This is a genomic window from Microbispora bryophytorum (assembly GCF_043197435.1).
Classification (GTDB): domain Bacteria; phylum Actinomycetota; class Actinomycetes; order Streptosporangiales; family Streptosporangiaceae; genus Microbispora; species Microbispora bryophytorum.
The window spans coordinates 734,109-759,494 of sequence record NZ_JBICTF010000003.1; the positions used below are offsets into that span (position 1 = coordinate 734,109).

Annotated in this window: 24 protein-coding genes; 19 read left to right on the top strand and 5 right to left on the bottom strand. The window is 73.2% G+C overall.

The window, feature by feature from the left end:
- The first annotated feature begins 78 nt into the window (after positions 1-78).
- Positions 79-852: a thioesterase family protein gene (locus tag ACGFIB_RS12600; protein ID WP_393371164.1), complete on the top strand. Its 774-nt coding sequence runs from the start codon at positions 79-81 to the stop codon at positions 850-852.
- 12 nt (positions 853-864) lie between these two features.
- On the opposite strand, the gene ACGFIB_RS12605 is transcribed toward ACGFIB_RS12600, so the two are convergent.
- The gene (locus tag ACGFIB_RS12605) at positions 865-2,391 is read right to left on the bottom strand and encodes a PQQ-dependent sugar dehydrogenase (RefSeq protein WP_393371167.1); all 1,527 of its coding nucleotides are present in this window, start codon (positions 2,389-2,391) and stop codon (positions 865-867) included.
- Positions 2,392-2,731: 340 nt separating this feature from the next.
- Complete coding sequence (locus ACGFIB_RS12610) at positions 2,732-4,549, bottom strand: PQQ-dependent sugar dehydrogenase (protein WP_393371170.1); 1,818 nt, start codon at positions 4,547-4,549, stop codon at positions 2,732-2,734.
- 387 nt (positions 4,550-4,936) lie between these two features.
- On the opposite strand from ACGFIB_RS12610, the gene ACGFIB_RS12615 reads away from it, so the two are divergent.
- Together ACGFIB_RS12615 and gdhA are read left to right on the top strand one after the other, a co-directional pair.
- A complete protein-coding gene (locus ACGFIB_RS12615) occupies positions 4,937-5,869 on the top strand; it encodes a GNAT family N-acetyltransferase (RefSeq protein ID WP_393371173.1) in 933 nt (310 codons plus the stop codon).
- 70 nt (positions 5,870-5,939) lie between these two features.
- Entirely contained in the window at positions 5,940-7,283 is a 1,344-nt protein-coding gene (gene gdhA, locus ACGFIB_RS12620) for an NADP-specific glutamate dehydrogenase (RefSeq protein WP_357256618.1), read from the top strand.
- Positions 7,284-7,376: 93 nt separating this feature from the next.
- Here the strand turns inward: gdhA and ACGFIB_RS12625 are convergent, their stop codons facing one another.
- Positions 7,377-8,774 carry an MFS transporter gene (locus tag ACGFIB_RS12625; RefSeq protein WP_393371177.1) on the bottom strand — a complete coding sequence of 466 codons (1,398 nt, stop codon included), beginning with the start codon at positions 8,772-8,774 and terminating at the stop codon, positions 7,377-7,379.
- 108 nt (positions 8,775-8,882) lie between these two features.
- On the opposite strand from ACGFIB_RS12625, the gene ACGFIB_RS12630 reads away from it, so the two are divergent.
- The 5 genes from ACGFIB_RS12630 to ACGFIB_RS12650 all read left to right on the top strand — a co-directional run bounded on the left by ACGFIB_RS12630 (position 8,883) and on the right by ACGFIB_RS12650 (position 11,898).
- Complete coding sequence (locus ACGFIB_RS12630; RefSeq protein WP_393371473.1) at positions 8,883-9,764, top strand: helix-turn-helix transcriptional regulator; 882 nt, start codon at positions 8,883-8,885, stop codon at positions 9,762-9,764.
- Positions 9,765-9,774: 10 nt separating this feature from the next.
- Entirely contained in the window at positions 9,775-10,146 is a 372-nt protein-coding gene (locus tag ACGFIB_RS12635) for a VOC family protein (RefSeq protein WP_030505192.1), read from the top strand.
- A 34-nt stretch (positions 10,147-10,180) separates the two neighbouring features.
- Positions 10,181-10,543, top strand: a complete 363-nt coding sequence (locus tag ACGFIB_RS12640) for a DUF2203 domain-containing protein (protein ID WP_357244106.1) — start codon at positions 10,181-10,183, stop codon at positions 10,541-10,543.
- Positions 10,544-10,895: 352 nt separating this feature from the next.
- A complete protein-coding gene (locus tag ACGFIB_RS12645) occupies positions 10,896-11,285 on the top strand; it encodes a hypothetical protein (protein WP_393371180.1) in 390 nt (129 codons plus the stop codon).
- Between the two features lies 1 nt (position 11,286).
- Entirely contained in the window at positions 11,287-11,898 is a 612-nt protein-coding gene (locus ACGFIB_RS12650) for a TetR/AcrR family transcriptional regulator (protein ID WP_393371183.1), read from the top strand.
- Here ACGFIB_RS12650 and ACGFIB_RS12655 read toward each other — a convergent pair.
- A complete protein-coding gene (locus ACGFIB_RS12655) occupies positions 11,895-12,773 on the bottom strand; it encodes a sirohydrochlorin chelatase (protein ID WP_357033155.1) in 879 nt (292 codons plus the stop codon). The two genes, ACGFIB_RS12650 and ACGFIB_RS12655, sit on opposite strands and share 4 nt — an antisense overlap.
- 212 nt (positions 12,774-12,985) lie before the next feature.
- Here ACGFIB_RS12655 and ACGFIB_RS12660 point away from each other — a divergent pair, with 212 nt between their 5' ends.
- From ACGFIB_RS12660 to ACGFIB_RS12710, 11 genes are all read left to right on the top strand, one after another.
- Positions 12,986-14,029 carry a LacI family DNA-binding transcriptional regulator gene (locus tag ACGFIB_RS12660; protein ID WP_357244100.1) on the top strand — a complete coding sequence of 348 codons (1,044 nt, stop codon included), beginning with the start codon at positions 12,986-12,988 and terminating at the stop codon, positions 14,027-14,029.
- A 98-nt stretch (positions 14,030-14,127) separates the two neighbouring features.
- The gene (locus tag ACGFIB_RS12665) at positions 14,128-14,955 is read left to right on the top strand and encodes a carbohydrate ABC transporter permease (protein ID WP_229689677.1); all 828 of its coding nucleotides are present in this window, start codon (positions 14,128-14,130) and stop codon (positions 14,953-14,955) included.
- Position 14,956: 1 nt separating this feature from the next.
- Entirely contained in the window at positions 14,957-15,775 is an 819-nt protein-coding gene (locus ACGFIB_RS12670) for a carbohydrate ABC transporter permease (protein ID WP_191052167.1), read from the top strand.
- 108 nt (positions 15,776-15,883) lie between these two features.
- A complete protein-coding gene (locus ACGFIB_RS12675; RefSeq protein WP_142570378.1) occupies positions 15,884-17,191 on the top strand; it encodes an ABC transporter substrate-binding protein in 1,308 nt (435 codons plus the stop codon).
- Positions 17,188-18,198: an ADP-ribosylglycohydrolase family protein gene (locus tag ACGFIB_RS12680; RefSeq protein ID WP_393371188.1), complete on the top strand. Its 1,011-nt coding sequence runs from the start codon at positions 17,188-17,190 to the stop codon at positions 18,196-18,198. Before ACGFIB_RS12675 ends, ACGFIB_RS12680 begins: the two co-directional genes overlap by 4 nt.
- Before the next feature lie 51 nt (positions 18,199-18,249).
- On the top strand, positions 18,250-19,305 hold the full coding sequence (locus ACGFIB_RS12685) for an ADP-ribosylglycohydrolase family protein (RefSeq protein WP_393371191.1): 1,056 nt from the start codon (positions 18,250-18,252) through the stop codon (positions 19,303-19,305).
- A 35-nt stretch (positions 19,306-19,340) separates the two neighbouring features.
- Entirely contained in the window at positions 19,341-20,561 is a 1,221-nt protein-coding gene (locus ACGFIB_RS12690) for an ADP-ribosylglycohydrolase family protein (RefSeq protein ID WP_393371194.1), read from the top strand.
- Between the two features lie 31 nt (positions 20,562-20,592).
- Positions 20,593-21,957 carry an ADP-ribosylglycohydrolase family protein gene (locus ACGFIB_RS12695; RefSeq protein ID WP_393371197.1) on the top strand — a complete coding sequence of 455 codons (1,365 nt, stop codon included), beginning with the start codon at positions 20,593-20,595 and terminating at the stop codon, positions 21,955-21,957.
- Positions 21,954-22,850, top strand: a complete 897-nt coding sequence (locus tag ACGFIB_RS12700; protein ID WP_393371200.1) for a ribokinase — start codon at positions 21,954-21,956, stop codon at positions 22,848-22,850. Before ACGFIB_RS12695 ends, ACGFIB_RS12700 begins: the two co-directional genes overlap by 4 nt.
- A 2-nt stretch (positions 22,851-22,852) precedes the next feature.
- Positions 22,853-24,028 carry a CaiB/BaiF CoA transferase family protein gene (locus ACGFIB_RS12705; protein WP_393371475.1) on the top strand — a complete coding sequence of 392 codons (1,176 nt, stop codon included), beginning with the start codon at positions 22,853-22,855 and terminating at the stop codon, positions 24,026-24,028.
- Positions 24,029-24,196: 168 nt separating this feature from the next.
- Positions 24,197-24,976 (top strand): HpcH/HpaI aldolase/citrate lyase family protein, encoded by a 780-nt coding sequence (locus ACGFIB_RS12710; RefSeq protein WP_393371203.1) that lies wholly within the window; start codon positions 24,197-24,199, stop codon positions 24,974-24,976.
- 54 nt (positions 24,977-25,030) lie between these two features.
- Here ACGFIB_RS12710 and ACGFIB_RS12715 read toward each other — a convergent pair whose 3' ends face one another.
- Positions 25,031-25,366 carry a hypothetical protein gene (locus ACGFIB_RS12715; protein ID WP_393371206.1) on the bottom strand — a complete coding sequence of 112 codons (336 nt, stop codon included), beginning with the start codon at positions 25,364-25,366 and terminating at the stop codon, positions 25,031-25,033.
- Between the last annotated feature and the right edge of the window lie 20 nt (positions 25,367-25,386).

The window sequence follows — 25,386 nt, forward strand, 5'->3', positions numbered from 1 at the left end:
AGGGCCGGCGGGCGGACCCCCGAGTGGCGAGGGCACCGGCCGGACGGGCCCGCGGAGCCGCCTCTAGAATCTTGTTCCATGGCGATGTACGTCCCTCTCGGCGAGGGCCGCTACCGGGCGACGGAGCACACCCAGGGGCCGTGGGATCCGCGGCATCAGCACATGGGGCCGGTCACCGCGCTGCTGGTGCACGAGCTCGCCCGCGTCCCCAGCCGGTTCCCCGGGCTTCCGACGGCCCGGCTGGCGGTGGACGTGTTCGCGCCCGTCCCGGCCGCCGAGGTGGAGGTGCGCACCGAGATGATCAGGGACGGCAGGCGCGTGCAGTGCCTCGGCGCCTCCGTCACCTCCGGCGGGCGCGAGCTGGTCAGGGCGACCGCGTGGCGCATCAGGGAGGCCGGCAGCCCGGCGAGTGAGGCCGCGCCGCCGCCCGCGCCGGTCCCGCCGTCCGCCCCCGGCGACGCGGACTCCTGGATCGCACGGGATTTCGGGTACGGCAGAGCCACGGACTGGCGGTTCGTCAAGGGCTCCCCGGACGAGGCCGGGCCCGCCGTGGCGTGGGGCAGGGCCCGGGTGCCGCTGGTCGAGGGCGAGGAGATCACGCCGCTGGAGCGGCTCGCGATGTTCGCCGACAGCGGCAACGGCATCAGCGGCGTCCTGGACTTCGACGCCTACCTGTTCGCCAACGTGGACCTCACCATCTCGCTGTTCCGCGCTCCTGAAGACGAGTGGGTCTGCCTGGACGCGGCCACGACGATCGGCCCACGGGGACGCGGGCTCACCCGCACCACGCTGTTCGACCGGTCCGGCGAGGTCGGCACGGCCACGCAGACGCTGTTCGTCGGGCCACGCTGATCCAGGCGGGCGTCACGACGCCGTGCAGGTGACGGACGACGGCGTTCCGTTGGCGCCGCCGGACCAACTGCCCGTGAAGCCGGCCGTCGTCGACGCGCCCGGCGCGAGGGCGCCGTTCCAGGATTCGTTGGTGACGGTCACCGTGGATCCCGACTGCGTGTAGTGGCCGCCCCACAGTTGGGTGATGCTCTGGCCGTTGGGGAAGGTGAAGGTGACGGTCCAGGAGGAGATGGCCGCCGTTCCCGAATTGCGCACCGTCAGCGCGCCCTGGAAGCCGCCCGGCCACTGATTGGACATCTGGTACGCCGCGGAGCACGCGCGAGCACCGGTCGACGGCGAGGCGCTGGGGGAGACCGTGGGGCTGGCGGACGGCGACACGCGCGGCGACGCCGAAGGGCTGGGTGACGCCGAGGGGCTGGGTGACGCTGAGGGGCTGGGTGACGCTGAGGGGCTGGGCGACGATCCGCCTGCGGGCGGAACGCGGACGATGCGGTCGTCGGCGGCGACCGGGGTCCCTCTGCCGTCGCGGTTGCTCGTCGTCACCCAGAGCCAGCCGTCCGGGCCCACGGCCGCGGCCCGCAGCCGTCCGTACGTCCCCTGGAACTCGGCCACCGCGTTGCCCGTTCTGCTGCCGGCGCTGACCGGTACGGTCCACAGCCGCTTACCGGCCAGGGCCGTGGCGAAGAGCGTGCTGTTGGCGTACGCGAGACCGCTCGGAGAGGACTCGGAGGTGCTCCAGGTCTGGATGGGATTGGTGAAGCGCGAGTCGCTGCACACGCCCTCACAGGTCGGCCAGCCGTAGTTGCGGCCCGGCTGGATGTAGTTGATCTCGTCCCAGGTGTTCTGGCCGAACTCCGTGGCGTACAGCCTGCCGCTCTCGTCCCAGGCGAGCCCCTGGACGTTGCGGTGGCCGTAGCTGTAAACGCGTGAACCGGAGAACGGGTTGTCCGAAGGGACCGTGCCGTCGGGCCGCATCCGCAGGATCTTGCCGCCGGGGCTGTTCAGGTTCTGGGCGTTGGCGGAGGTCCCGGCGTCTCCCGTGGTCACGTACAGCATGCCGTCCGGGCCGAAGGCGATGCGCCCGCCGTTGTGGAACTGGGCGCGAGGAACGCCGGAAAGGAGCACCTGCTGGGTCTGGGGGGCGCTGAGCCGGAACCGGACCACCCGGTTGTCGGACGCGGAGCTGAAGTAGGCGTAGACCCACTGGTCCTGGGCGTAGGTGGGGGAGACGGCGATGCCGAGCAGGCCGCCCTCGCCCTGCGGTGACACGTTCGGGACGGTGGCCACTCGCGTCGGCGCCGATCCGGGACGCACCTGCGCGATGGCGGCGGTGTCGCGTTCGGAGACGAGGGCGCTGCCGTCCGGAAGGAAGGCGATGCTCCAGGGGACCTGCAGCCCGGTGGTGGCGACCTGTGCGCGAGTGAAGTCGAACCCGCCGGTCGCCGCGCTCGTGGGGAGCGGCTGGGTCACGACGAGCGCGGCGGCGGCGGTCACCGCGCTGAGGGTGCTTGCGAGTGCCGCGGCGAGGCGCTTGGGCATCAGAGACTCCAGGTCGGGACGTCGGGTTCCGGCTCGTGACCCATCGAACGCGTCCGCCGGGCTCCGTGCAATCACCGTCCTGTGAAGTGGGCGATCATTTCCGCGCCACGCTCTCGCCGTTTCCCGCTGACCAGCGTGTTGTGTCCTGTGCCACCGACCGGGCCGGCGGTCAGGGCCGGGAAAATTTCATCGCCAGGGGAAAATATTCCGGCGGCTTCCGCCGACACGGTGACGCCGTGGCGCGGGTGCGGGACCCGTCCTAAGTCCCGCATCCGCGTCTCCCCGGTCTCCCCGGTCTCCCCGGTCTCCCCGCCGGGCGCGGACAGGACGGACAGGTAAATCAGGCGGCCGTGCACGTGGCCACCGGCACCTCGACGGTGCCACCGGACCAGCCGATCGCGAAGTCCATCGTCACCGCCGCGCCCGGCGGCAGCGTGCCGTTCCAGGGCTGGTTGGTGACGGTCACCGTGCCTCCCCGCGGGGTGTAGCCGCCGTTCCCCAACTGCACGTAGCTCAGGCCGTTGGGGACCGTGAAGGTGACGATCCACGAGGAGATGGGCAGCGTTCCCGTGTTCCGCACCGTCAGCTCGCCCCGTGAGGCCGCCGTCCACGAGAGGACGAACCGGATCGTCGCTTCGCACGAGCGGGTACCCGCGGACGGCGACGGACTAGGCGACGGTGACGGGCTGGGCGACGGCGACGGGCTGGGCGACGGTGAGGGACTGGGTGACGGCGATGGTGAAGGGCTGGGCGTGGGGGAGGGGCACGGCGAGGCGCTGGCCGAAGGCGACGGGCTCGGGGAAGGTGACGGGCTGGGTGACGGCGACGGACTTGGTGACGGCGACGGGCTGGGTGATGGCGATGGTGATGGGCTGGGCGAAGAGGAGGCGCCCGGCGACGATGACGGGCTGGGTGACGGCGAGGGGCTGAACGACGGCGAAGGGCTGGGCGACGGCGGCGGTGAGGGGCTGAGCGAGGGGGAGGGGCACGGTGAGGAGCCGCCGGGCGGCGAGGGCGATGGGCTGGGTGACGGTGACAGCGGCGGACCGGCCGACGGTGAGGGCGACGGACTCGCCGGCGGCCACGAGCCGACGGGCGGGATCCGGATGATCCGGTCGTCGCCGAAGACCGGAGTCCCGCCGCTGTCGTAGTTGCTCGTCGTCACCCACAGCCAGCCGTCCGGACCGAGGGCCACGGTGCGCAGCCGTCCGTACCTCCCCTGAAGCTCGGTCACCGGGGTGCCCACGGCGCCGCCCGCGACCGGCAGCGCCCACAGTCGCGTGCCACGCAGGGCCGCGGCGAAGAGCGTCCCGTTGGCGTACGCGAGGCCGCTGGGCGACGCCTCGGCCGGGTGCCAGGTCACGAGCGGGTCGCGCACGCGCGAGTCGCCGCACACGCCCTGGCAGACCGGCCAGCCGTAGTTGCCCCCGGGGACGATGGCGTTCAGTTCGTCCCAGGCGTCCTCGCCGAACTCCGTGGCGTACAGCCGGTCGCCCGCGTCCCAGGCGAGGCCCTGGACGTTGCGGTGGCCGTAGCTGTAGACCGGCGAGCCGGCGAACGGGTTGTCCGGAGGGACCGTGCCGTCGGGCCGCACGCGCAGGATCTTGCCGCCCAGGGTGCCCGGGTTCTGCGCGTTGCCGGGGTTCCCGGCGTCGCCGGTGGAGACGTACAGCATGCCGTCGGGGCCGAACGCGATCCGTCCGCCGTTGCGGGACTGGCCGCGGGGGATGCCGGCGAGGACGACCTGCTGCGCGTCGGGGTAGCCCCACCGGAACCGGACCACGCGGTTGTCGGAGGCGCCGGTGAAGTAGACGTAGATCAACTGGTCCTGCGTGAAGGTGGGGGACAGGGCGATGCCGAGCAGGCCGCCGTCGCCCGCCGTGTAGACGTTCCGGATGGTGGTCACCAGTGCAGGGGTGTATCCCGGATACACCCGCCAGATCTGCGCCGTGGTGCGTTCGGTCACGAGGGCGCTGCGGTCCGGCAGGAAGGCCATTCCCCAGGGTGACCGCAGCCCCGAGACGGCGACCTGCGCCCTGGTGAAGTCGAACCCGCCGGTGGCCGCCGTCGCGGGGGCCGGCCGGGTCACGGCGAGCGCCGCGGCGGCGGTCACGACGCAGAGGACGGCCGCGAGTGCCGCGGAAAGACGCTTGGGCATCACGTGCTCCCGGGAGGGGACGGGGCCGCATACCGGCTCTCCAATCATCGAAAGCGGCCACCGCGCCCGAGGCAAACGGCCCGGCGTGGGCCCGTCCGCCGGCCTGCGCGTTCGTCCGCCGCCGGGGCCGGGGCGAGGAAATTTCAGGCCCGGCGTCGCGGTGGCCTTAGCTGTGGACCGGCGAGCCGGCGAGCGGGTTTGTCCGGAGGGCCCGAGCCCTGGCCCGCACGCGAACCGTCCGCGTTGCGGGTCTGGGCGCGGGGGATGCCCGTGAGGATCGGCCGCCGCGTCCGCGGTGCCCTGCCGGATCGCGGCGAGATGGGCTGCGGTCACCGTGCCAATTCATCGGCAAGTGGCTCACAAGTCGCGATGCGTACAAACTGTGGCGTGAACGACTACGACATCCGGCGGCCGACGCTCGCCGACGCGGCGGCCATCCACGAACTGGTCGCCGAGCACGACATCGAAGTGACCGGCAAGCCCGACTGGACGCTTGACGACATCGCCGACACTCTCGGCGACCTGGACCTGGAGCACGACAGCTGGGTGGTCCGCTCGGGCGGGCGGCTCCTGTGCTGGGGCTACGCCAGGCGCAAGGCGGCGAGCGACAACGTCGACGTCGACGTGCAGGCGCGGGAGCCCGGCGCGGCCGCCCTGATGTGGGACCTGGTGCTCGGCCGGGCCGGCGACCTCGCCCGCGAGGCCGGGCACGACCACGCGGTCGTCGACGTCAGCGTCTACGAGCAGGACACGGTCATGCGCGAGTCGGCCAAGGAGCACGGCTTCGCGCCCGCGACCAGTTTCCACCGCATGCGGACCGACCACGCCGGCGTGCGGCCCCTCTTCCTGCCCGGGGTCACGGTCGAGACCGGCGCACCCGGCGGTGAGGAACCGCGACGCACGGCGCACGCCGTCCAGCAGGAGGCGTTCGCCGAGCACTTCGGGTTCGTGCCGACGGCGTTCGAGGAGTGGGCCGGCGAAATGGAGGCGTCCAGCGCGAACGACTGGACGCAGCTGCTGCTGGCCCGGGTCCACGGCGAGCCCGCGGCCATGCTGCTCGGCACCAACCATTTCGTGCCCGACGAGAACTGCGGCTACGTCCGCACACTGGCGGTGCGGCCCGCATTCCGCGGGTACGGTCTCGGCCGGCTTTTGCTCACGCGGGCCTTCGAGGCCGACGAGCGGCGCGGGCGGGTGGGCACGATCCTGCACGTGGACAGCAACAACACCACTCCCGCACTCGGCCTCTACCGGTCGGTCGGCATGCGCCCGGTGCTCGTCATCGACGTCTGGCGGGCCCTTGTGCGTTCCACGCGTTGAGCCGTGGGTGTTCACAACTCGGATATCTCTACTGTGAAATGGGGAGGAACCAGACACTGAGGAGTGGTTGATGCTGCACGAGAGGCTCGAGGCGGTCTACGACAACGTCCTGCGCCGCAATGCGGGTGAGACCGAGTTTCACCAGGCCGTACGGGAGGTGCTGGAAAGCATCGGGCCGGTGCTCGGCAAGCACCCCGAGTACGCCGAGCAGAAGATCATCGAGCGGATCTTCGAGCCCGAACGGCAGATCATCTTCCGAGTGCCCTGGGAGGACGACCGGGGAGAGGTGCACATCAACCGCGGCTTCCGGGTCGAGTTCAACAGCGCGCTCGGGCCGTACAAGGGCGGGCTGCGCTTCCACCCCTCCGTCTACCTTGGCATCGTCAAGTTCCTGGCGGTCGAGCAGATCTTCAAGAACAGCCTGACCGGCCTGCCGATAGGCGCGGGCAAGGGCGGTGCGGACTTCGACCCGAAGGGCCGCTCCGACCGGGAGGTCATGCGCTTCTGCCAGAGCTTCATGACCGAGCTGTATCGGCACCTGGGTGAGCACACCGACGTGCCCGCGGGGGACATCGGCGTCGGGGGACGGGAGATCGGCTACCTGTTCGGCCAGTACAAGCGCATCACCAACCGGTACGAGTCCGGCGTCATCACCGGCAAGGGACTGACCTATGGCGGCGCCCAGGTCCGCACCGAGGCCACCGGCTACGGCTGTGCGTTCTTCGTCGAGGAGATGCTCAAGGCGAGGGGCACGTCGTTCGACGGCAGGCGCGTGGTCGTCTCGGGCTCGGGCAACGTCGCCGTCTACGCCATAGAGAAGGTGAGCGAGCTGGGCGGCGTCGTCGTCGCCTGCTCCGACTCCTCCGGCTATGTGGTGGACGAGAAGGGCATCGACCTCGACCTCCTCAAGCAGGTCAAGGAGGTCGAGCGGCGCCGTCTCAGCGTCTACGCCGATCGCCGCGGCGCCGGGGCGGCGTACGTCGCCGGGCGCAGCGTGTGGGAGGTGCCCTGCGAGGTGGCGCTCCCCTCGGCCACGCAGAACGAGATCACCGGCAAGGACGCCGAGGCACTCGTGCGAGGCGGGTGCGTCGCGGTCGGCGAGGGCGCCAACATGCCCACCATGCCCGAGGGCATCCGGGTGTTCCGCGAGGCGGGGGTGGCCTTCGGCCCCGGAAAGGCCGCGAACGCGGGCGGCGTGGCCACCAGCGCCCTGGAGATGCAGCAGAACGCCAGCCGCGACTCGTGGACGTTCGAGTTCTCCGAGCGGCGGCTCCAGGAGATCATGAGCGACATCCACGCCCGCTGCCTGGAGACCGCCGACGCGTACGGCATGCCGGGCGACTACGTGGCCGGCGCGAACATCGACGGCTTCAGGAGGGTGGCGGACGCGATGCTCGCACTCGGCCTCATCTGAGCGCCCGCCCGGGTGCTCATCCGGTGCTCGTCCGGGCTCATCCGGTGCTCGTCCGGGCTCATCCGGTGCTCGGGCGGGCGCTTGTGCGGGGGCTCATCCCGGGTTCCGGCGGGTGCGCAGGAGAGGCAGCGCGCACCCGCCCGCGGCCAGCGAGACCGCGGCCAGCCACAGCGACGTCACCGTGGCGGCGTGCGTGGACGGGGCGAGGCTGAGGAACAGCGTGCCGAAGGCGGCCACGCCGACGACCTGGCCGAGCTGGAGCATCATCGCCAGCAGGCCGCTGGCGTCGGCCGCCTCAGCGGGCGCGACCCGGGCCAGCGCCACCGCCATGAGCGGGCTGAAGGTGCCCGCCATGCCGGCTCCGATGGCCGCGAAGCTGATCTCCAGCAGCGGCTCGCCGTGGCCGCCGCCGGACAGCGCCGCCGCCAGGGCCAGCTCGCCCGCGCAGGTGACGACGGCGGACACGACGATCATCGGCCGGTGCAGGCGGGCCGGCAGCCGCTTCCAGTTGAGGCTGGTCAGCCCGAACGCGGCGGCCGCGGGGATGAACAGGCAGCCCGCGCGCAGGGCGCTGTCGCCGAGGTCGCCCTGCAGGTGGAGGGCCATGGCGAACAGCCAGCCGCCGTACGCCGCCATCACGAGGAAGATGCCCGCCGCGGCGACGGCCACCCCGGGAGCGCGCAGCAGGCGGCCGGGGACGAGCGGATGCGCCGCACGCCGCTCCACGAGCAGGAACGCGCAGAGCGCGAGAACCGACAGGCCCATCGCGACCCACCCCCACAGCGGCCAGTCCTCCTCGTGCCCGAGCACGAGCGGCACGACCAGCAGGCAGACCGCGAGCGACAGGGTGACCAGGCCGGGCACGTCGAAACCCTGCTCACGCCGCACGTGCGCGGCGGGCAGCCTCCGGGCTCCGACGGCCAGCAGGGCGAGCCCGATCGGCACGTTGACCAGGAAGACCGGCCGCCAGGCCGTGCCGAACAGGTCGGCGGTCACCAGCAGCCCGCCGAGCACCTGGCCGACGACCGCGCCGGCCGAGATGACCGTGGCGTAGACGCCGAGCGCCCGCCCCCGCGAGGCGCCGTCGAAGGTGACCTGGATCAGGCTGAGCACCTGGGGCACCATCAGGGCGGCTCCCGCGCCCTGCACCAGCCGGAAGGCGATCAGCACGCCGGTCGACGGGGCGAGCCCGCACATCAGCGACGCGGCCGTGAACACCGCGAGCCCGGTGAGGAACAGCCGCCGGTAGCCGAACAGCCCCCCGAGGCGCGCCCCGGTGATCAGCAGCATGGCGTACGCGACGGTGTAGCCGGAGATGACGAGTTGCAGCCCCGAGCCGGTGGCCCCGAGATCGGTGCGCATCGTGGGCGCGGCGACGTTGACGATGGTGGCGTCGAGGACGGCCATGAACTGCCCCGCCAGGATGACGGTGAGCAGCAGAGTCTGCGAGGTTCGCCGCGCGGCCGGCGCGCGGGTGGTGACAGTGGTCATGACCGCAACGATGCGGCCGCCGCGATACCGGTAACGAGAGCCTGCGGATACTGGTACTGACACCACCTGGCAACGCGGTCGCGCACCGGCCAGGATGGGGAGGTGACGATGGGGATTGGCACCAAGAACACCAGGCGTGAGGAGCTCGCGGCCTTCCTGCGCAGCAGGCGCGAGCGGATCCGGCCCGAGGACGTCGGTCTGCCGCCCGGGCTGCGCCGCCGTACGCCGGGCCTGCGGCGGGAGGAGGTCGCCCAGCTCGCGGGCGTGGGCGTGACCTGGTACACCTGGCTGGAGCAGGGCCGCCCCATCAACGCGTCGGTGCAGGTGCTCGACGCCGTCGCCCGCACGCTGCGGCTGGACGCCGCCGAGCGGGAGCACCTCTACCGGCTGGCGGACCTGCCGGAGATCGCCGACCCGGCGGGCGACGGGGAGGGCCTCGACGCCGAGGTGTACACGATCCTGCGCCGGCTCGATCCACTGCCCGCATGCGTCTACAACGGGCGTTACGACCTGCTCGCCGGGAACGCCGCGTACGGCACGATCTTCGCGTCCGTGGTCGACCGGCCACGGCTGGAGCGCAACGTCCTGTGGCGGGTGTTCACCATGCCGGACTGCTGCTGCCCGCTCGTGAACAGGGACGAGGAGCTCCCGCAGATGGTCGCGACGCTGCGGGCGACCTTCGGCAGGCACGTGGGAGAGCCGGCGTGGACGAGCTTCGTCTCCCGGCTGTCGGCGGCCAGCCCGGAGTTCGCCCGGATGTGGGCGATGCACGAGGTGGCCAGGCCGGGCGTCCGGGTGAAGCTGTTCAGGCACTCGGCGGTGGGCCTGATCCGCCTGACGTCCACCAGCATGGCGCTGGCGGCGCCGCCGGAGGCCCGCGTCGTGGTCTACACGCCGATGGACGACGAGAGCAGGCAGCGCATCGATTGGCTGGCGGCCCATCCGGAGGTCGTCCACTGCCCGCTGCATGTGGAGCCCGTCCGCGGGTAAAGCCGCAGTCATGGCCTGCCGAATCAGTGAACTCATCGTCGACTGCCACGACCCCGAGCGACTCGCCGCCTTCTGGTGCGAGGTGCTGGGCTTCGAGGTGATCGAGCGCAAGGACGGCTGGGTGGAGATCGGGCCGCCCGGCACCGGCTTCGGCGGCCTGCAGCCGACGCTCATCTTCGAGCCGGTGCCCGAGCCCAAGCGGGACAAGCTGCGCCTGCACATCGACGTCAACCCCACCGACCGCGACCAGGAGGCCGAGCTGGAGCGTCTGCTCAAGCTCGGCGCCGTGCCGGCCGACGTGGGCCAGACCGGCGAGGAGGACTGGCACGTGCTCGCCGACCCGGAGGGCAACGAGTTCTGCCTGCTGCGCCGCCGCCTGTGAGTCTCGCGCAGGCCCATGCGGTAGCGTCCGGAGGGTGGCGAGGATCTTCACGGTCGACGAGGCCAGATCGCTGATGCCGGCTGTGCTGGAGCACGCCCGCGCATTCGTCGCCGTGCGCGCCGACCTGGCCGAGCTCACCCACGACCTGCGGCAGGCGGGCGCCTCACCCCTCGGCGGCCTGCCGGAGGCCAAGGGTCTGGAGGCGCGCATGGACGAGATTCTGAGCTGGTTCGACGCCGAGGACATCGAGGTCAAGGGCGTCGCCCCGCTGCTCGTGGACTTCCCCGCCGTGCTCGGCGAGGTGTCCGTACGGCTGTGCTGGCTGGAGGGGGAGACCGCCCTCGGCTGGTATCACCGCAGCGACCTCGGCTTTCCGGGCCGCCGCGCCCTGCCATAACTCGCGGCTGCCGCCGCGCCCTGCCATAACTCGCGGCTGCCGCCGCGCCCCTGCCGTGACTCGCGGCTGCCGCCGCGCCCCTGCCGTAACTCGCGGCTGCCGCCGCGCTTTTCCCTGACGACGCGCCTGCCCTGACGTGGCGGCTACGTCCGCGCCTGCCCCGGATCTCGGCCGCCTCCATCGAGGATTCACCGCCGCGGAAACGGCGGCCGCCCTGGCGACGACGCCTGGCACCGAGCTGACCGGTGCCCGGATTCTCGTGCGGAGCTGACCGCCGGTTCCGTACGTCATCGCGGGTCTGGGAGCACCTCAGGGCTTGCGCGAAGTTATCCACGCGGATAACTTTACTCGCATGGATAACAAACCGATGTGGCCCGTCGTGCGGGCGCTGTTCGTCGCCGTCCTCGTCATCTCCATCGCCGCACTCGGTGTGGCCGCCGTCGTCGGCGGCAACTGGGTGGTGTGGCTGCGCGGGGCGGCCGTGGCCGCGGCGTCCGTCTGGCTCGTCGCCCTGACCGGGCAGGCCGCGCGTGGCAAGAGGGCCGCGTACGTACGCATCCGCTTCGTCAGCATCGCCGCGCCCATCGGCATCGTGCTCATCCTGCTCGCGCCCGACAGCGGTTATCCGATGTGGATGAAGGCGGAGCAGGGAGTCGTCGGCGTCCTGGTCGCCGCCGTCGCGCTGATCGTCAACCGGCGCGCGATGCGTGCGGCGTATCCGAAGGGTGGCAAGCTGAGGTGACATGAGAAGCGTTGGGACTCGTCAGGCGGCCACCGAGGCGCGCAGAGCTCAGATCGCCTCGGCCGCGATCGCCGTGCTCGCCGAGCGCGGCTACGCGGAGACCACGTTCGAGGCCATCTGCGAGCATGCCGGGCTCAGCAGCAAAAGGCTGATCACCTACCACTTCTCCAGCAAGGACCGGCTGTTCGAGGCCGTCGTCCAGCAGGTAGTCGCCGACGCCGCGGCCTTCATGCGACCGGCGCTGCAGGCCGCGCACGGAGCCCGCGCCCAACTGGAGGCGTTCATCAGGTCGAACATCGCCTTCGTCGCCCGCCATCCCGGGCACGTGCGCGCGGTGCAGCAGATCGCCTTCAACAAGGCCCCTGCCGGAGGCGCGGAACGGGACGCCGCGATCGCCAGGCTCGTGGCCCTGTTCGCGGACGGGCAACGTACGGGGGCCTTCCGGAGCTTCGACTGCACGGTGATGGGAGCGGCGCTGCGCGCGTCCATCGACACGATGGCCGAGCGGGTCGTCGACGGTTCCGATCCCGGCGTCTGCGCGGACGAACTCGTCGAGCTGTTCGACCGCGCGACCCGCGCCGAGCAGTCCGCCGGCGCGGGCGACCGGGATTAGTCCGACAGGTCGTCGAAGCCGTCGAACTCGCCGAAGGCGGCGCCGTACCGCACGCACACCATGCGGGCCACGGACTCGTGCGCGCCGAGGGGTTCGGCGCATCCGGCGCCGATCGACTCGGCGGCCGTCGTGATCCGCGCGAGGTCGGTCTCGGGTCCGATGACGTACGGCACCATGGCCAGCCGGTTGGCGCCGATGTTGCGCAGGCGCTCGGCGGCGTCGCGCACGCTCGGCTGACCGTCCAGCGCGGCGGGGACGACGGGGAGCGTCAGGCGGGCGGCCAGCAGGACGGCCGTGGCGTCGGCGCCCCGGGCGGCCTCGTCGCCCCCAGCGGTCGCGACGATGATCCCGTCGACCGGCGAGGAGACGTTGAACAGGCGCATGCGGTCGGCGCGGGCCAGGCCCGCCTCGGCCAGGCGCACGTGCAGGGCCTCGGCCAGCAGCGGATGCGGACCGAGCGGCTCGGTGACCCGGACCGCGGCCTCGCTCTGCGTCACGGCGTCCCGTACGGCGCGCAGCACGCGCGGATGGGGCCCGGTGACGAGCGGGACGACCACCGCGGCCGGTCCGTCCGCGGGACGCTGGGCGGCGATGGACGCGAACTCCTTGGTGAGGTCGGCGCCGCCGTCGGCCAGCGAGACGATGCGAAGGTCGATCTGCGGGTTGTCGAACCTGACGATGGAGGCGACCTCCATGGCCACCACGTCATCGCTCGGGCCCACCGGATCCCCGGCCTTGCCCGGCACCGCCAGAACCAGGGCGGGCGCGTCGGGCGGCAGGTCGGCGGGGAGCGGCCGTCGGTGCCGGCCGGTTCCGGGCCGAGGAGAGCGCTCTCTGGTGGGGAGCTTCGGAGGATCCTCGTGACCTTCGTTCACACCGGCGGATTCTAGGGCGAATCTGGTCGAAGAGCAGAACCAACGCGCGGCTTGTTGCGGCTTGGTGATCTAGACGGTTTACCTGTTCGTTACTTGACGCTCCCCAGGGGACCCGCTTTGATATGGACTCATCCGGCCGTAAACGTTTACGGATTGTCGCAGATTACCGGCTGGTAAACGATTACAGGACACTCTCTTCCAAGTGAGGTGCCGTGACCGAGGGTCCCACGATCACTACGATCGCGCAACGCGCCGGAGTGTCGATCGCCTCGGTGTCACGGGTGCTCAACGGGCTGCCGACCCGCGAGGACACCGTGCGGCGCGTCATGCGCGCGGCCGACGAACTCGGCTACGTCCCCAATTCGGTCGCCCGCTCGCTCCGCAACCGCCGCACCGACCAGATCGCCTTCGCGATGGCCGACATCGGCAACCCGGTCTACGTGGCCATGGTGCGCGAGGTCCAGCCGCTGCTGAAGGAGGCCGGCTACCGGCTCCTGATCCACTCCACCGACGGCGACGCCGAGGACGAGCTCGGCGTGCTGCGCGGGCTGCGCGAGCGCTACGTGGACGGCCTGATCATCAGCCCGCTGCGCGGCGTCACCGAGGAGCACGTCGAGGCCATCGTCGCCGCCCGCGCCCCCGTCGTCGTCATCGGCTCGCTGCCCGAGGACATGCCGGAGGGCGCGCTGGTGGACAACGTGCGGACCGACTCCAGAACCGGCGTGCGGCTCGCGCTGGATCACCTGCACGCCATCGGAAGGCGGCGCATCGGCTTCCTCAACGGACCGCTGGGCACCGTTCCCGGCGCCGCCCGCGCCGCCGCCTACCGGGAGGCGCTGGAGGCGCTGGACCTGCCGTACGACGAGGACCTCGTCGAGGTGGGCGACTTCTACCGCGACAGCGGCGCGCGTGCCGCGCGGGCGCTGCTGGCGCGCGCGCCCGGCGTGGACGCGCTGATGTGCGCCAACGACCTCATCGCGCTGGGCGCGCTCGACGTGCTGCGCGAGCAGGGCAGGGACGTCCCCGGCGACGTGGCGGTGGTGGGCATGGACGACACTGACCTCGCCTCCGTGACCTGGCCGACGCTGACCAGCGTCTCGCTCGGGTCGGCCGAGCGCGGCCGGGCGGCGGCCGGGCTGCTGCTCGACCGGCTGCAGAACGGCCCGCGCGAGCCGCGGGTGGTGGTCGTGCGGCCGAGCCTCACGATCCGCGGCTCGACCACTCTGCCCGAGGCGTCGCCGGGAGGTGCCCGGTGACCGCGCTCGCCGAGCGGCCGTACGGCCGTTCGGGAGGCGGGCCCCGTCGTGGGCCCCGTCGTGGGCCCCGTCGTAGTCCATGGTCCGGGGGCGGGCTCGTGCTGCTGCTCCCGGCGCTCGTGCCGGTGCTGGTCTTCAGCGTGGGCCCGCTGGTCTACGGCATCCTGCTGGCCTTCACCGACGCGCGGTCCGGCCGCAATGCCGAGACCTCGTTCGTCGGCCTGGAGAACTTCGCCGAGCTGCTGTCGGACGGCGACTTCTGGGAGTCGTTCCGGATCGGCATGATCTGGGGCCTGTCGGTGACCGTGCTGCAGTTCCTCGCCTCGCTGGGGCTCGCGCTGCTGCTGAACCAGGACCTGCGCCTGCGGGGCGTCGCCCGGGTGCTGGCGGTCGTGCCGTGGGCCATGCCGCCCGTGGTGGTCGGCCTGATGTGGCGGCTGGTCTACCACCCGGACGCGGGACTGCTCAACGGACTGTTCGGCTCGGACGTCGACTGGCTGCACGATTTCTCCCTCGCGCTGCCCGCGGTCATCGTCGTCGGGGTCTGGACCGGCATGCCGCAGACCACGGTCGTGCTGCTCGCCGGCCTGCAGAGCGTGCCGAGGGAGCTCTACGAGGCGGTCAGCGTCGACGGCGCGGGCGCCTGGCGGCGGTTCTGGAACGTCACGCTGCCGCAGCTGCGGCCCGTCGTCGTGGCCATCACCTCGCTCGACTTCGTGTGGAACATCAACCAGTTCAGCCTGGTCTACGTGCTCACCCAGGGCGGGCCGGGCGGGCGGACGAGGCTGCCCATGCTGTTCGCCTACGAGGAGGGGTTCCGCTACGGCTTCTTCGGGTACGCCGCGACGCTCGGCGTGGCGATCACGATCGTCGTGCTGGCCGTGCTGGGCCTGTACCTGTGGCGGCAGGCGCGGGAGGGAGACTGACATGACCCGCGCGCTGAAATACCTCGCCCTGCTGGGATACCTCGTGTTCCTGGCGTTCCCGCTGCTGTGGCTGCTGTCCACGGCGCTGAAGACGCCGCAGGAGATGGCCGCCCTCGACCCCACCTGGATTCCGCGCCGGCCCACGCTGGCCAACTTCGCCGACGCCTTCGCCGAGCAGGACCTGGTCGGCGCCGGGCTGCGCAGCCTCGTCGTTGCGGTCGCCACCGCCCTGATCACGGTGGCGCTCGCGCTGCCCGCGGCGTACGCGCTGGCCCGGTTCCGCGGCGTGGCCGGGAAGATCGCGATCGGCTGGGTGCTGGTCAGCCAGGTCTTCCCGGTCGTCCTGATCATCATCCCGCTGTTCATGGTGCTGCGGCGGCTCGAACTGGTGAACACCCTCGCCGGGCTCACGGTCGTGCACGTCACGTTCGTCATGCCGTTCGCGCTGTGGATGCTGCGCGGGTATGTGCGGGCGGTGCCGCGCGAGCTGGAGGAGGCGGCGGCCGTGGACGGCGCGGGCCGGCTGCGCGCACTGGCCGCCGTCGTCGCACCGCTGCTCGCGCCCGGCGTGGTCGCGACGCTGCTGTTCAGCTTCATCTCGTCCTGGAACGAGTTCATGTTCGCCCTCGTGATCCTCAAGGATCCCGGGGTGGAGACCCTTCCGCTGACGCTGGTGCGCTTCGTCGGCCCGGAGGGGGTCGCCCGGCTCGGGCCGCTGGCGGCGGCGTCGCTGCTCGCGACCGTGCCGAGCCTCGTCTTCTTCGCCACCATCCAGCGGCGCCTGCGGTCCGGCCTGATGGCCGGGGCCGTCAAGGGCTGACCCGCATGGCGACACCTGATAGGAGATCTCAATGAGCGAGCGTAGCGAGCTGATCGGGAAACACAGCGGTCGACGAATGTCGCTCCGAGCCGAAGGCGAGGAGGCGGCATGAAGAGATTGAGTGCCGCGCTGGCCGTGGCGGCGGTCGCGCTCGCCGCCGGGTGCGGGAGCGGCGGCGGCGACGGCGGCGGTGACGCGGCGTCCGGAGAGCCGGTGAAGCTGCGCTTCCTCAGCCTGGCCTGGCAGAAGGAGTCGATCGAGGCCAACAAGCAGATCGTCGCCGACTGGAACACGGCCAATCCGAAGATCCAGGTCGAGTACGTCCAGGGGAGCTGGGACAACGTCAACGACCAGCTCGTGACGTCGTTCGAGGCCGGCGATCCGCCGGACGTCATCCACGACGACTCCCCGGCGCTGTCGAGCTTCGCCTCGCGGGGCTTCCTGCTCGACCTCACCGGCAAGATCCCCGCCGAGCTGAACGGCGACATCCCGCAGGCCGCGTGGGACACGGTCACCTTCTCCGACGGCAAGAGCGGCCAGGGCGTCTACGGCGTGCCGTTCCTCCAGGAGTCGCAGGTGCTCATCGCCAACAAGAAGCTGCTCGACGGCGCCGGCGTGCGCGTGCCCACCCCGGACTCCCCGTGGACGTGGGACGAGTTCGCCGACGCGGCCGGGAAGCTCACCAAGAAGGGCGCGTACGGCGTGGCCTGGCCGATGAAGTCGCCGGTCAACAAGGTGCTGAACCTGGCGCTCAACTTCGGCGGCACCTTCTTCGACACCCAGGGAGGCAAGACCACGGTGAAGGTCGGGCCGCAGGAGCGCGAGGTGCTCCAGCGCATTCACGACCAGCTCTACACCGACAGGTCGGCCGACCCGTCCGCGCTCGGCATGGGCACCGCCGACCCGCTGCCGGGCTTCTTCGCCGGCAAGTACGCGATCGTCCCGGCCGGGGTCTACCTGCGCCAGCAGGTCGCCGAGCAGGCGCCGAGCGGGTTCGAGTGGGTCACGCTGCCCCCGCTGAAGGGACAGACCTCCCAGCAGGGCGCGGTCTCCCAGACGCTGTCGGTCGCCGCCGACAGCAAGCACCCCGACGAGGCGCTGAAGTTCATCGCGTACTTCCTGAACGGCCCGAACCAGGCGAAACTGGCCAAGGGTGACTGGCTGCTGCCCACCAGCACGACCGCCGCGAAGGATCCCGCGCTCACCACGAAGGAGAACGGGTGGGACGTCGCCACCGCCTCGGCGAAGGACCTCGTCGTCGCGCCGTTCCTCAAGGTGAACGGGTTCGACGAGTGGAAGAGCAAGGTGGCCACGCCGGCGATGCAGGAGTACTTCGCCGACAAGATCAGCCTGGACGAGCTGGCCAAGCGACTCGTCGAGGACGGGAACAAGGTGCTGGAGCGGTACAGCCGTTGATCTCCGTACGTGACCGCGCCCGGGGCTGTTTGCTCGGACTCGCCGCCGGCGACGCCCTGGGCGCCCCCGCGGAGAACCTCGCTCCTGAGGAGATCGCGGCCCGGTGGGGCGTGCTGACCGAGATCGAGCGCGGCGGCACCGACGACACCGAATACACGATCTTCGCCGCCACCGTGCTCCTGCGCCACGGCCACGCGCTCACCTCCGAGGACGTGGCGCGGGCCTGGCGCGAGGAGATCGTGGCGCGACTCGACGGGCCGATGCGCGGCGCCGGGTTCTCCGAGCTCGGCACCGTCGAGGCTCTGCGCCGCGGCCTGGAGCCGCCGCTGACCGGCCGGTGGCACGCCCACGGCTGGTCCGACGGCCTGGCCATGCGGGCCGCGCCGTACGGAATCTTCGCGGCGGGCGACCCGGACGAGGCGGCGCGGCTGGTGGAGGCCGACGGGCGGGTGAGCCATACGGGCGAGGGGATACTCGGCGGCCGGGCGGTGGCCGCGGCGGTCGCGGTCGCGATGACCGGCGCCCCGCCCGGCGAGGTGGCCGGTGCGGCCCTGCGGGCGGTCCCGGAGGACTCCTGGACGGCCCGCAACCTCCGTGCCGCGCTCGACGTCGTGGCCCGCACGCCCCGCCCCCTCCGGGGACGTGCTCTGCCCGATTCCTTTGGGCGTGCGCTGCACGATTCCCTTGGGCGTGCGCTGCACGACACGGTCGTGGTCAGGCACTACCCGTGGACGGACCTGGCGCCCGAGGCGGTCGCCCTCGCGTTCGCCGCCTACGTGGCGGGTGACGGGGAGGTCGAGGCGTCGGTCGTCATCGCGGCCAACCTCGGCAGGGACGCCGACACCACCGCCGCCGTCGCCGGGGCTCTCGCGGGGGCCGGCCGGGGCGAGGCGGCGGTGCCCGCGCGCTGGGCCGAGCGCATCGGCCCGGTGGCGGGCCGGTGCCTGCCCGTGGTCGCCGGACGCGACGTCCGCGACGTCGCCGACGAGATCGTGAAGGGACTGTAGGACCACATGCCATCGGGGCACAGGCAGGACGGGCGGGACAGGCTCGATCGCGTGCGGGGGGCCTTCGCCGGTCTCGCCGCCGGCGACGCGGCCGGGTGGCCGGCCGCCCGGCACCGGTCCGCGCTGCTGGCCGGCTGGGCCAGGCGGCTGCACCGGGAGCTCGACGCGTTCGCCGAGGAGCGTCAGGTCACCACGCTGCCGGTGCCGTTCGCGCTGAACCAGCCGGTGGCGCCGCTGGCGGTCGGCCCGTCGGACGACGCCGAGTGGCTGGCCTGGACGGCCCTGACCATCAGGGAGAACCGGGCGGAGGCGTTCGGCCGCCTCGCGGGCCGCGACGACGTCCGGGCGCGCATCTCGGTGTGGGCGGCGCTCGACAACCTGGCGGCGGGCAAGCTCCCGCCCGCCAGCGGGCACGACAACCCCCACCACTTCGACGACGCCGCGGCCGTGCGGGCCGTCGCCTTCGGCGCGGCCGGGCTGGACCCGCTGGAGGACGCGTGCGTCACCAACGCGGAGGACGGCGTGCTCGGCGCGGTCGCGACGGCCAGGGCGGTCGCGGCGCTGACGGACGGCGCTCCGATGGCCGAGGCGGTGGAGGCGGCGCTCGGCGCGCTGCCGCCGGACACGGCCATCGGGCACGCGGCGCGCGAGGCGCTCGCGGCGGCGCGGGCGGCGGGCTCGCCCTTCGCCGCCGTGCCGGCGCTGGACGCCGCCGTGCTCGACCACGTCTACAGCTACGGCGTGGCCGCCGCGCAGACGGTGCCGATCGCGCTGGCCCTCGCGGATACCGCCGTCACCTCCGCCCGACGGACGCCCGGCGCGGAGGGGTTCGGTGCGGAGCGGCCCGGCGTGGAGGAGTTCGGTGCGGAGCGGCCCGGTGTGGAGAGGGTCGGCGCGGAGGCGTTCGGCGCGGGCGTCTCGGCCGCGGCCTGCCTGGCGCCGGTCGCCGACTCCGCGCCGGCGCTCACGGGCGCGCTGCTCGGCTGCGCCGCGGGCTACGACGCGCTGCCCGCCGCCTGGCGCGAGCGGGTCCGCACCCTGGCCGGTTGCTGCCTGCCGGAGCTCGCGGGAGCCGACCTGCTGGACATCGCCGGGCGACTCGCATGACGCCCGGCACATCTCGGGACAAGGGGGAGGACTGGATGACGCCGCAGGAGGGCCCGCCGGTCGATGCGCCGGCCGATGCGCCGGTCGATGTGCTGGCCGATGTGCTGGCCGACAAGGCGGTCGGATGTGTGGCGGGCGCCGCGGTGGGCGACGCGCTCGGCGGAGCCACCGAGGGCTGGACGCCCGAGCAGATCCAGGAGCGCTACGGCGGCCGGGTCCGCGGCATCGTCCCGCCCTTCAACGAGGACTGGCGCAACGCCCGCCCGATCGCGCCCTACCACAAGGGAGACGGCCACGTCACCGACGACACGTTGATGACGCACGCCCTCATCCGGGTGTACGAGCGGGTCGGCGGCCACCTCGACGCCTACGCCGCCGCCGAGCACCTGGTCCCCGAGATGATGGGGGACAAGCGGTGGATCCCCGAGCTGGAGGCCGAGGCGCTGCCGCTCCACCGGGTGTTCCTCGCCGAGAAGTGGCTCGTGCTGCGGCTGCACTACGGCCACGCCGACCCCCGCGAGGCCGGCGTCGGCAACATCGTCAACTGCGGCGCCGCGATGTACATGGCCCCGGTCGGCGTCGTCAACGCCGGCGACCCCGACGGCGCGTACGCCGAGGCGATCGACCTGGCCGGGGCGCACCAGTCGAGCTACGGCCGCGAGGCGGCCGGGGTGCTCGCGGCGGCGGTCGCCGAGGCGATGCGGCCGGGCGCGACCCCCGACTCGGTTGTCGCCACCTGCCTGCGGCTCGCCCGCGACGGCACCCGGGCCGCCATCGACGCGGTCTGCTCGGTCGCCCGCGGCCTCGGCCACTGGGACGGCTCGTTCGAGGCCCTTCGGGCCGCCGTCCGGCCGTACGACACGGTGGCCGACACCTACCGCGACCAGGGTCTCGGGGCGCGGCGGCCGAGCCGGCTGCACAGCATCGAGGAGCTGCCGCTCGCGCTCGCGTTCCTGGTGATGGCCGAGGGCGACTACCGCGAGACCGTGCTCGGCGGCGTCAACTACGGGCGCGACGCCGACTCGATCGCCTCGATGGGCGGCGCCGTCGCCGGGGCGCTCGGCGGGCGGGCCGCCGTCCCCGCCGACTGGCTGGAACAGGTCGCGACGGCCAGCCGCACGGACCTGGTCGGGCCGGGGCTGACGCTCGCGGCCGTGGCACGGCGGGTCCACCGGGCCGACGCGGAGCGCCGCCGCGCGCACGAGGCCGCCTTCGACGCCCTGCTCGCGCCGCGCGGAGAAGGGGACGCCCGATGACCCCGGTGGCGCGAAGCGGAGGAGACGCGCGGTGATCCGGCTGACGTGGGTGCAGCCGGAGGACCTCGTCGGCCACGAGCTGCGGCAGGCGGCCGAGGACGGGCGGGGGGCGCTCCCGGAGGTGGCGGCCGTCGGCGACCGCTGGCACGCCGCCGGGGGACACGACGCGCCGCCCAGGGCGGGCGCCTCCCCGGGGCCCGCGCCCGAGGAGCTGCGCGCCCTGGCCGAGGGACTGCTCGACGAACTCGCGGCGATCCCCTCGCCGCTGCCCGAGCCCTCGGAGCTCGACGAGATCGTCGCGAGCTGCCCTGACTGGCCCGCCCTGCGTCCGCAGGCCCGCCCGCTGATCCGTCCGGAGGCGGGCCGCGTACGGGGAGCGTGGTGGGGCCGGGCGGCCGGCTGCCTCCTGGGCAAGCCGGTGGAGAAGATCCCTCGCGAGGGGATCAGGGCCATCGCCGAGGCGACCGGCAACTGGCCGATCCGCGGCTGGTTCACCGCGAAGGGGCTGCCGCCCGAGATCGCGGAGCGGTGGCCGTGGAACCGCCGCAGCGCGGGCACCAGCCTCGCCGAGAACATCGACGGCGTGCCCGAGGACGACGACCTCAACTACGCGCTGCTCGCGCTCGCCGTGCTCGAACGGCACGGGCGCGACTTCACGACCGAGGACGTCGCGCGGACCTGGCTCGACGCGCTGCCCGCCGGGCGGGTCTTCACCGCCGAGCGGGCGGCCTACCGCAACCTGCTGACGGGTCTCGAACCTCCCGCGACCGCCGTCCACCGCAACCCGTTCCGCGAGTGGATCGGCGCGCTGATCAGGGCCGACGTGTACGGCTGGGCCAACCCGGGCGACCCGGCGACGGCCGCGGCCTGGGCGTGGCGGGACGCCCGGCTCAGCCACACGGCCAACGGGATCTACGGCGCGATGTTCGCCGCCGCCATGTGCGCGCAGGCGCTCGTGGCCGGGGGCGCGGGCGAGGTGATCGAGGCCGGGCTGTCGGTCGTGCCGCCCGGCTCGCGCCTGGCCGGAGCCGTACGGCAGGCCGTCGCGGACGCCGCGGCGGAGCCGGACTTCGAGCGGGTCGCGGACCGGCTGCACGCGCGGCACGGGCATCTCCACTGGGTGCACACGGTCAACAACGCGGCGTTGCTGGCGGCGGCCCTCGTCCACGGCGCCGGGGACTTCGCCGCGACCGTCGGCGCCGCCGTGGCCGGGGGCTGGGACACCGACTCGGCCGCCGCCACGGCCGGGTCGATCGCCGGGGCGCTGGCGGGCGGCGTCCCCGAGCGGTGGACGACCCGGGACCGGCTGGCCAGCAGCCTGCCCGGCTTCGACGGCGTCAGCATCGAGTCGCTCGCCGCCCGCACGCTCGCGCTCGGTGAGGAGGACCGACGGTGATCTCGGTGTTCGGCAGCGCCAACATGGACCTGGTGGCGTACGTCGCCCAGGCTCCCAGGCCGGGGGAGACCGTCACGGGCCGGGAGTTCCGTACGATTCCTGGCGGCAAGGGGGCCAACCAGGCGATCGCCGCGGCCCGCGCGGGAGCCGGCGTGGCCTTCCTCGGGGCGGTGGGGGACGACGCGTTCGGGCCGGGGCTGCGGGCCGCGCTCGCCGAGGCGGGCGTGGACACCGCCGGGCTGCGGGTCGTGCCCGGCCCTTCGGGCGTCGCGCACATCGTCGTAGAGGACGGCGGCGACAACTCGATCATCGTGGTGCCCGGCGCGAACGGCGCGGTCACCGGCCCCGCCGGGCGGGACGCGGAAACCATCGCCCGGTCCGACGCGCTGCTGCTGCAACTGGAGCTGCCGATGGACGCCGTCGTCGCCGCGGCACACGTTCCGCGTGGCGTGTCGTCCCGTGCCGAGGTGATCCTGACCCCGGCCCCGGCGGCGCCGCTGCCCGCCGAACTGCTGGAGGCCGTCGACCTCATCGTGCCCAACGAGCACGAGGCGGCGGCACTCACCGGCCGCGACGATCCCCGGGACGCGCTGGAGGCGCTGCTCGGCCTCGTCCCCGAGGCCGTCGTCACCCTGGGGGCCCGGGGCGCCCTGTACGGCTCGCGCGACGGCACCCGCCTGCACGAGGCCGCCGTATCGGTGCGGGCGGTGGACACCACGGCGGCGGGGGACACCTTCGCGGGGGCGCTGGCCGTGGCCAGGACCGAGGGGGCCGGCCCGGCGCGGGCGCTGCGCTTCGCCTCGGCCGCGGCGGCGCTGTCGGTGCAGCGGGAGGGCGCCAGCACCTCCATGCCGCACCGCCACGAGATCGACCGTCTTCTGGAGGGGCTGTGACCATGGAGGGCGGGCGGAGCGGGCCGCTCGACGGCGTACGGGTGATCGACGCCGCCACCCTGTTCGCCGGGCCGACCGCGGCGATGCTGCTCGGCGACTACGGCGCGGACGTCGTCAAGGTGGAGCACCCGCGCCGGCCGGACCCCTCGCGCGGGCACGGGCCCGAGGGGCTCTGGTGGAAGATGCTCGGCCGCAACAAGCGGACGATGACGCTCGACCTGTCCACCGCGGAGGGCCAGGACCTGATGGTCCGGCTCGTCGAGGACGCCGACGTGCTCATCGAGAACTTCCGCCCCGGCACGCTGGAGCGCTGGAACCTGTCCTGGGACCGGCTCAGCGAGGTCAACCCCCGCCTGGTGCTCGCCCGGGTCACCGGGTTCGGCCAGTTCGGCCCGTACGCCGGGCGGCCCGGCTTCGGCACCCTCGCCGAGGCGATGAGCGGGTTCGCCGCGATGACGGGGGAGCCCGGCGGGCCGCCCACGCTGCCGCCGTTCGGGCTGGCGGACGGCATCTGCGCGCTGGCCACCGCGTTCGCCGTGATGACCGCCCTGCGGTCGGGACGCGGGCAGGTCGTCGACCTGTCGATCATCGAGCCGATCCTGACCGTGCTCGGCGCCCAGCCGACCGTCTACGACCGTCTCGGCGTCGTGCCCCCGCGTACGGGCAACCGCTCGGTCAACAACGCGCCGCGCAACACCTACAGGTGCCGCGACGGGTCCTGGGTCGCGGTCTCCACCTCGGCGCAGAGCATCGCCGAACGGGTGATGCGCCTGGTCGGACGGCCCGACCTGGTGGACGAGCCGTGGTTCGCCACCGGCGCGGGCCGGGTGGCGCACGCGGACGAGCTCGACGCGGCGGTGGCGGCGTGGGTCGGCGCGCGAACCCGGGAGGAGGTGCTGCGGGCGTTCGAGGAGGCGGACGCCGCGGTGGCGCCGATCTACGACGTGCGCGACGTGCTGGCCGACCCGCAGCTGGGCGCGCTCGACGCCGTGACCACCGTGGAGGACCCCGAGCTGGGCCCGCTGCGCATGCAGAACGTGATGTTCCGGCTGTCGCGGACCCCGGGACGGATCCGGTGGACCGGCCGTCCGCACGGCGCCGACACCGACGAGATCCTGCGCGGTCTCGGCCTGACCGGCGCGGAGATCGAGGCGCTGCGCACCAAGGGAGTGGTGTGACATGTCACACGGTGATCGGGCATGAGCGGCGATCTTCCGGAAAGGGGCACGGAGGATTCGCGAGGAGTTGACGCCGTGCCTTCTTCCGCACCTTCCGCGGGGCCTCCTTCCGGCCCTGCTGCGGGGCCTTCTACGGGCTCTGCTGCCGGCCCCCTGACCTGGTTGTACGTGCCCGCCGACCGCCCGGACCGGATCGCCAAGGCCCTCGGCGGCGAGGCGGACATGGTGATCGTGGACCTGGAGGACGCGGTGGCCCCGGAGAACAAGGGCGTCGCCCGGGCCGGGGTCGTCGCCCTGCTGGCCACGCCGCAGCCCCGCGTGGAGGTCCGCGTCAACGACGTCCGCACGCCGTACGGCCAGGCCGACCTGCACGCGCTCGCAACGCTGCTGCACGGGGGCGGCGGCCTCCGCGTCCCCAAGGTGGAGTCGGCCGACGAGATCCGCTGGATCGCCGACGCGGTGCCGGGCGTGCCGCTGCGCCCGATCATCGAGTCGGCCCTCGGGCTGGAGCGCGCCTTCGAGATCGCCACCGCCTCACCGGCCGTCGCCGGCATCGGCCTGGGCGAGGCCGACCTGCGCGCCGACCTCGGCGTGACCGACGAGGCGGGCCTGACCTGGGCGCGTTCCCGCATCGTGGTCGCGGCGCGGGCGGCGGGGCTGCCGGCCCCGGCCCAGTCCGTGTATACGAACGTCCGCGACCTCGACGGCCTGGCCGCGTCCTGCGCCGCGGGCCGGGCCATGGGCTTCCGCGGCCGGGCGGCCATCCACCCCGTCCAGCTTCCGGTGATCGCGGCGGCCTACCGCCCGGCCAGGGAGGAGATCGTGGCCGCCCGGGAGGTCGTCTCCGCCGCCGGCCAGGGCGCGGTCGCCCTCGCCGACGGCCGCTTCGTCGACGAAGCGGTCGTCCGCCAGGCCCGCCGCCTCCTCACCGACGCCGGCGATCACTGAGGCGGGCGACCACTGACGCCGGCGATCATAAAGGCGGGCGACCGCTGAGGCGCTTCACGTCGCACGCCGCGCGACGAACACGAACTCACGACCCGGGCGATCGGGGGCGTCCCGCACCTCCAGCACGCGATAGCCGTTCGCGACCAGGCTCGTCTCCACCTCGTCACGGTCGCGGAACCGCAGGGTCGAGTCCGACGTGACGACCGCGCCGTCCGCCAGGAACGTGTAGGTGTAGCGGAAGGACACCAGCGGCAGGCTCACATCGGTGACCTCGCGGCGCTGCTCCACGAGCCCGGCCTCCGGGAGGTCGAGGACGACCGGACCGGTGTCCGAAGCCCACTCCTGCCACGCCCGCGACCCTATCCACCCCACCCCTTCGGTCGGCGGCATCGTCATGCTGGTGGGGAGCC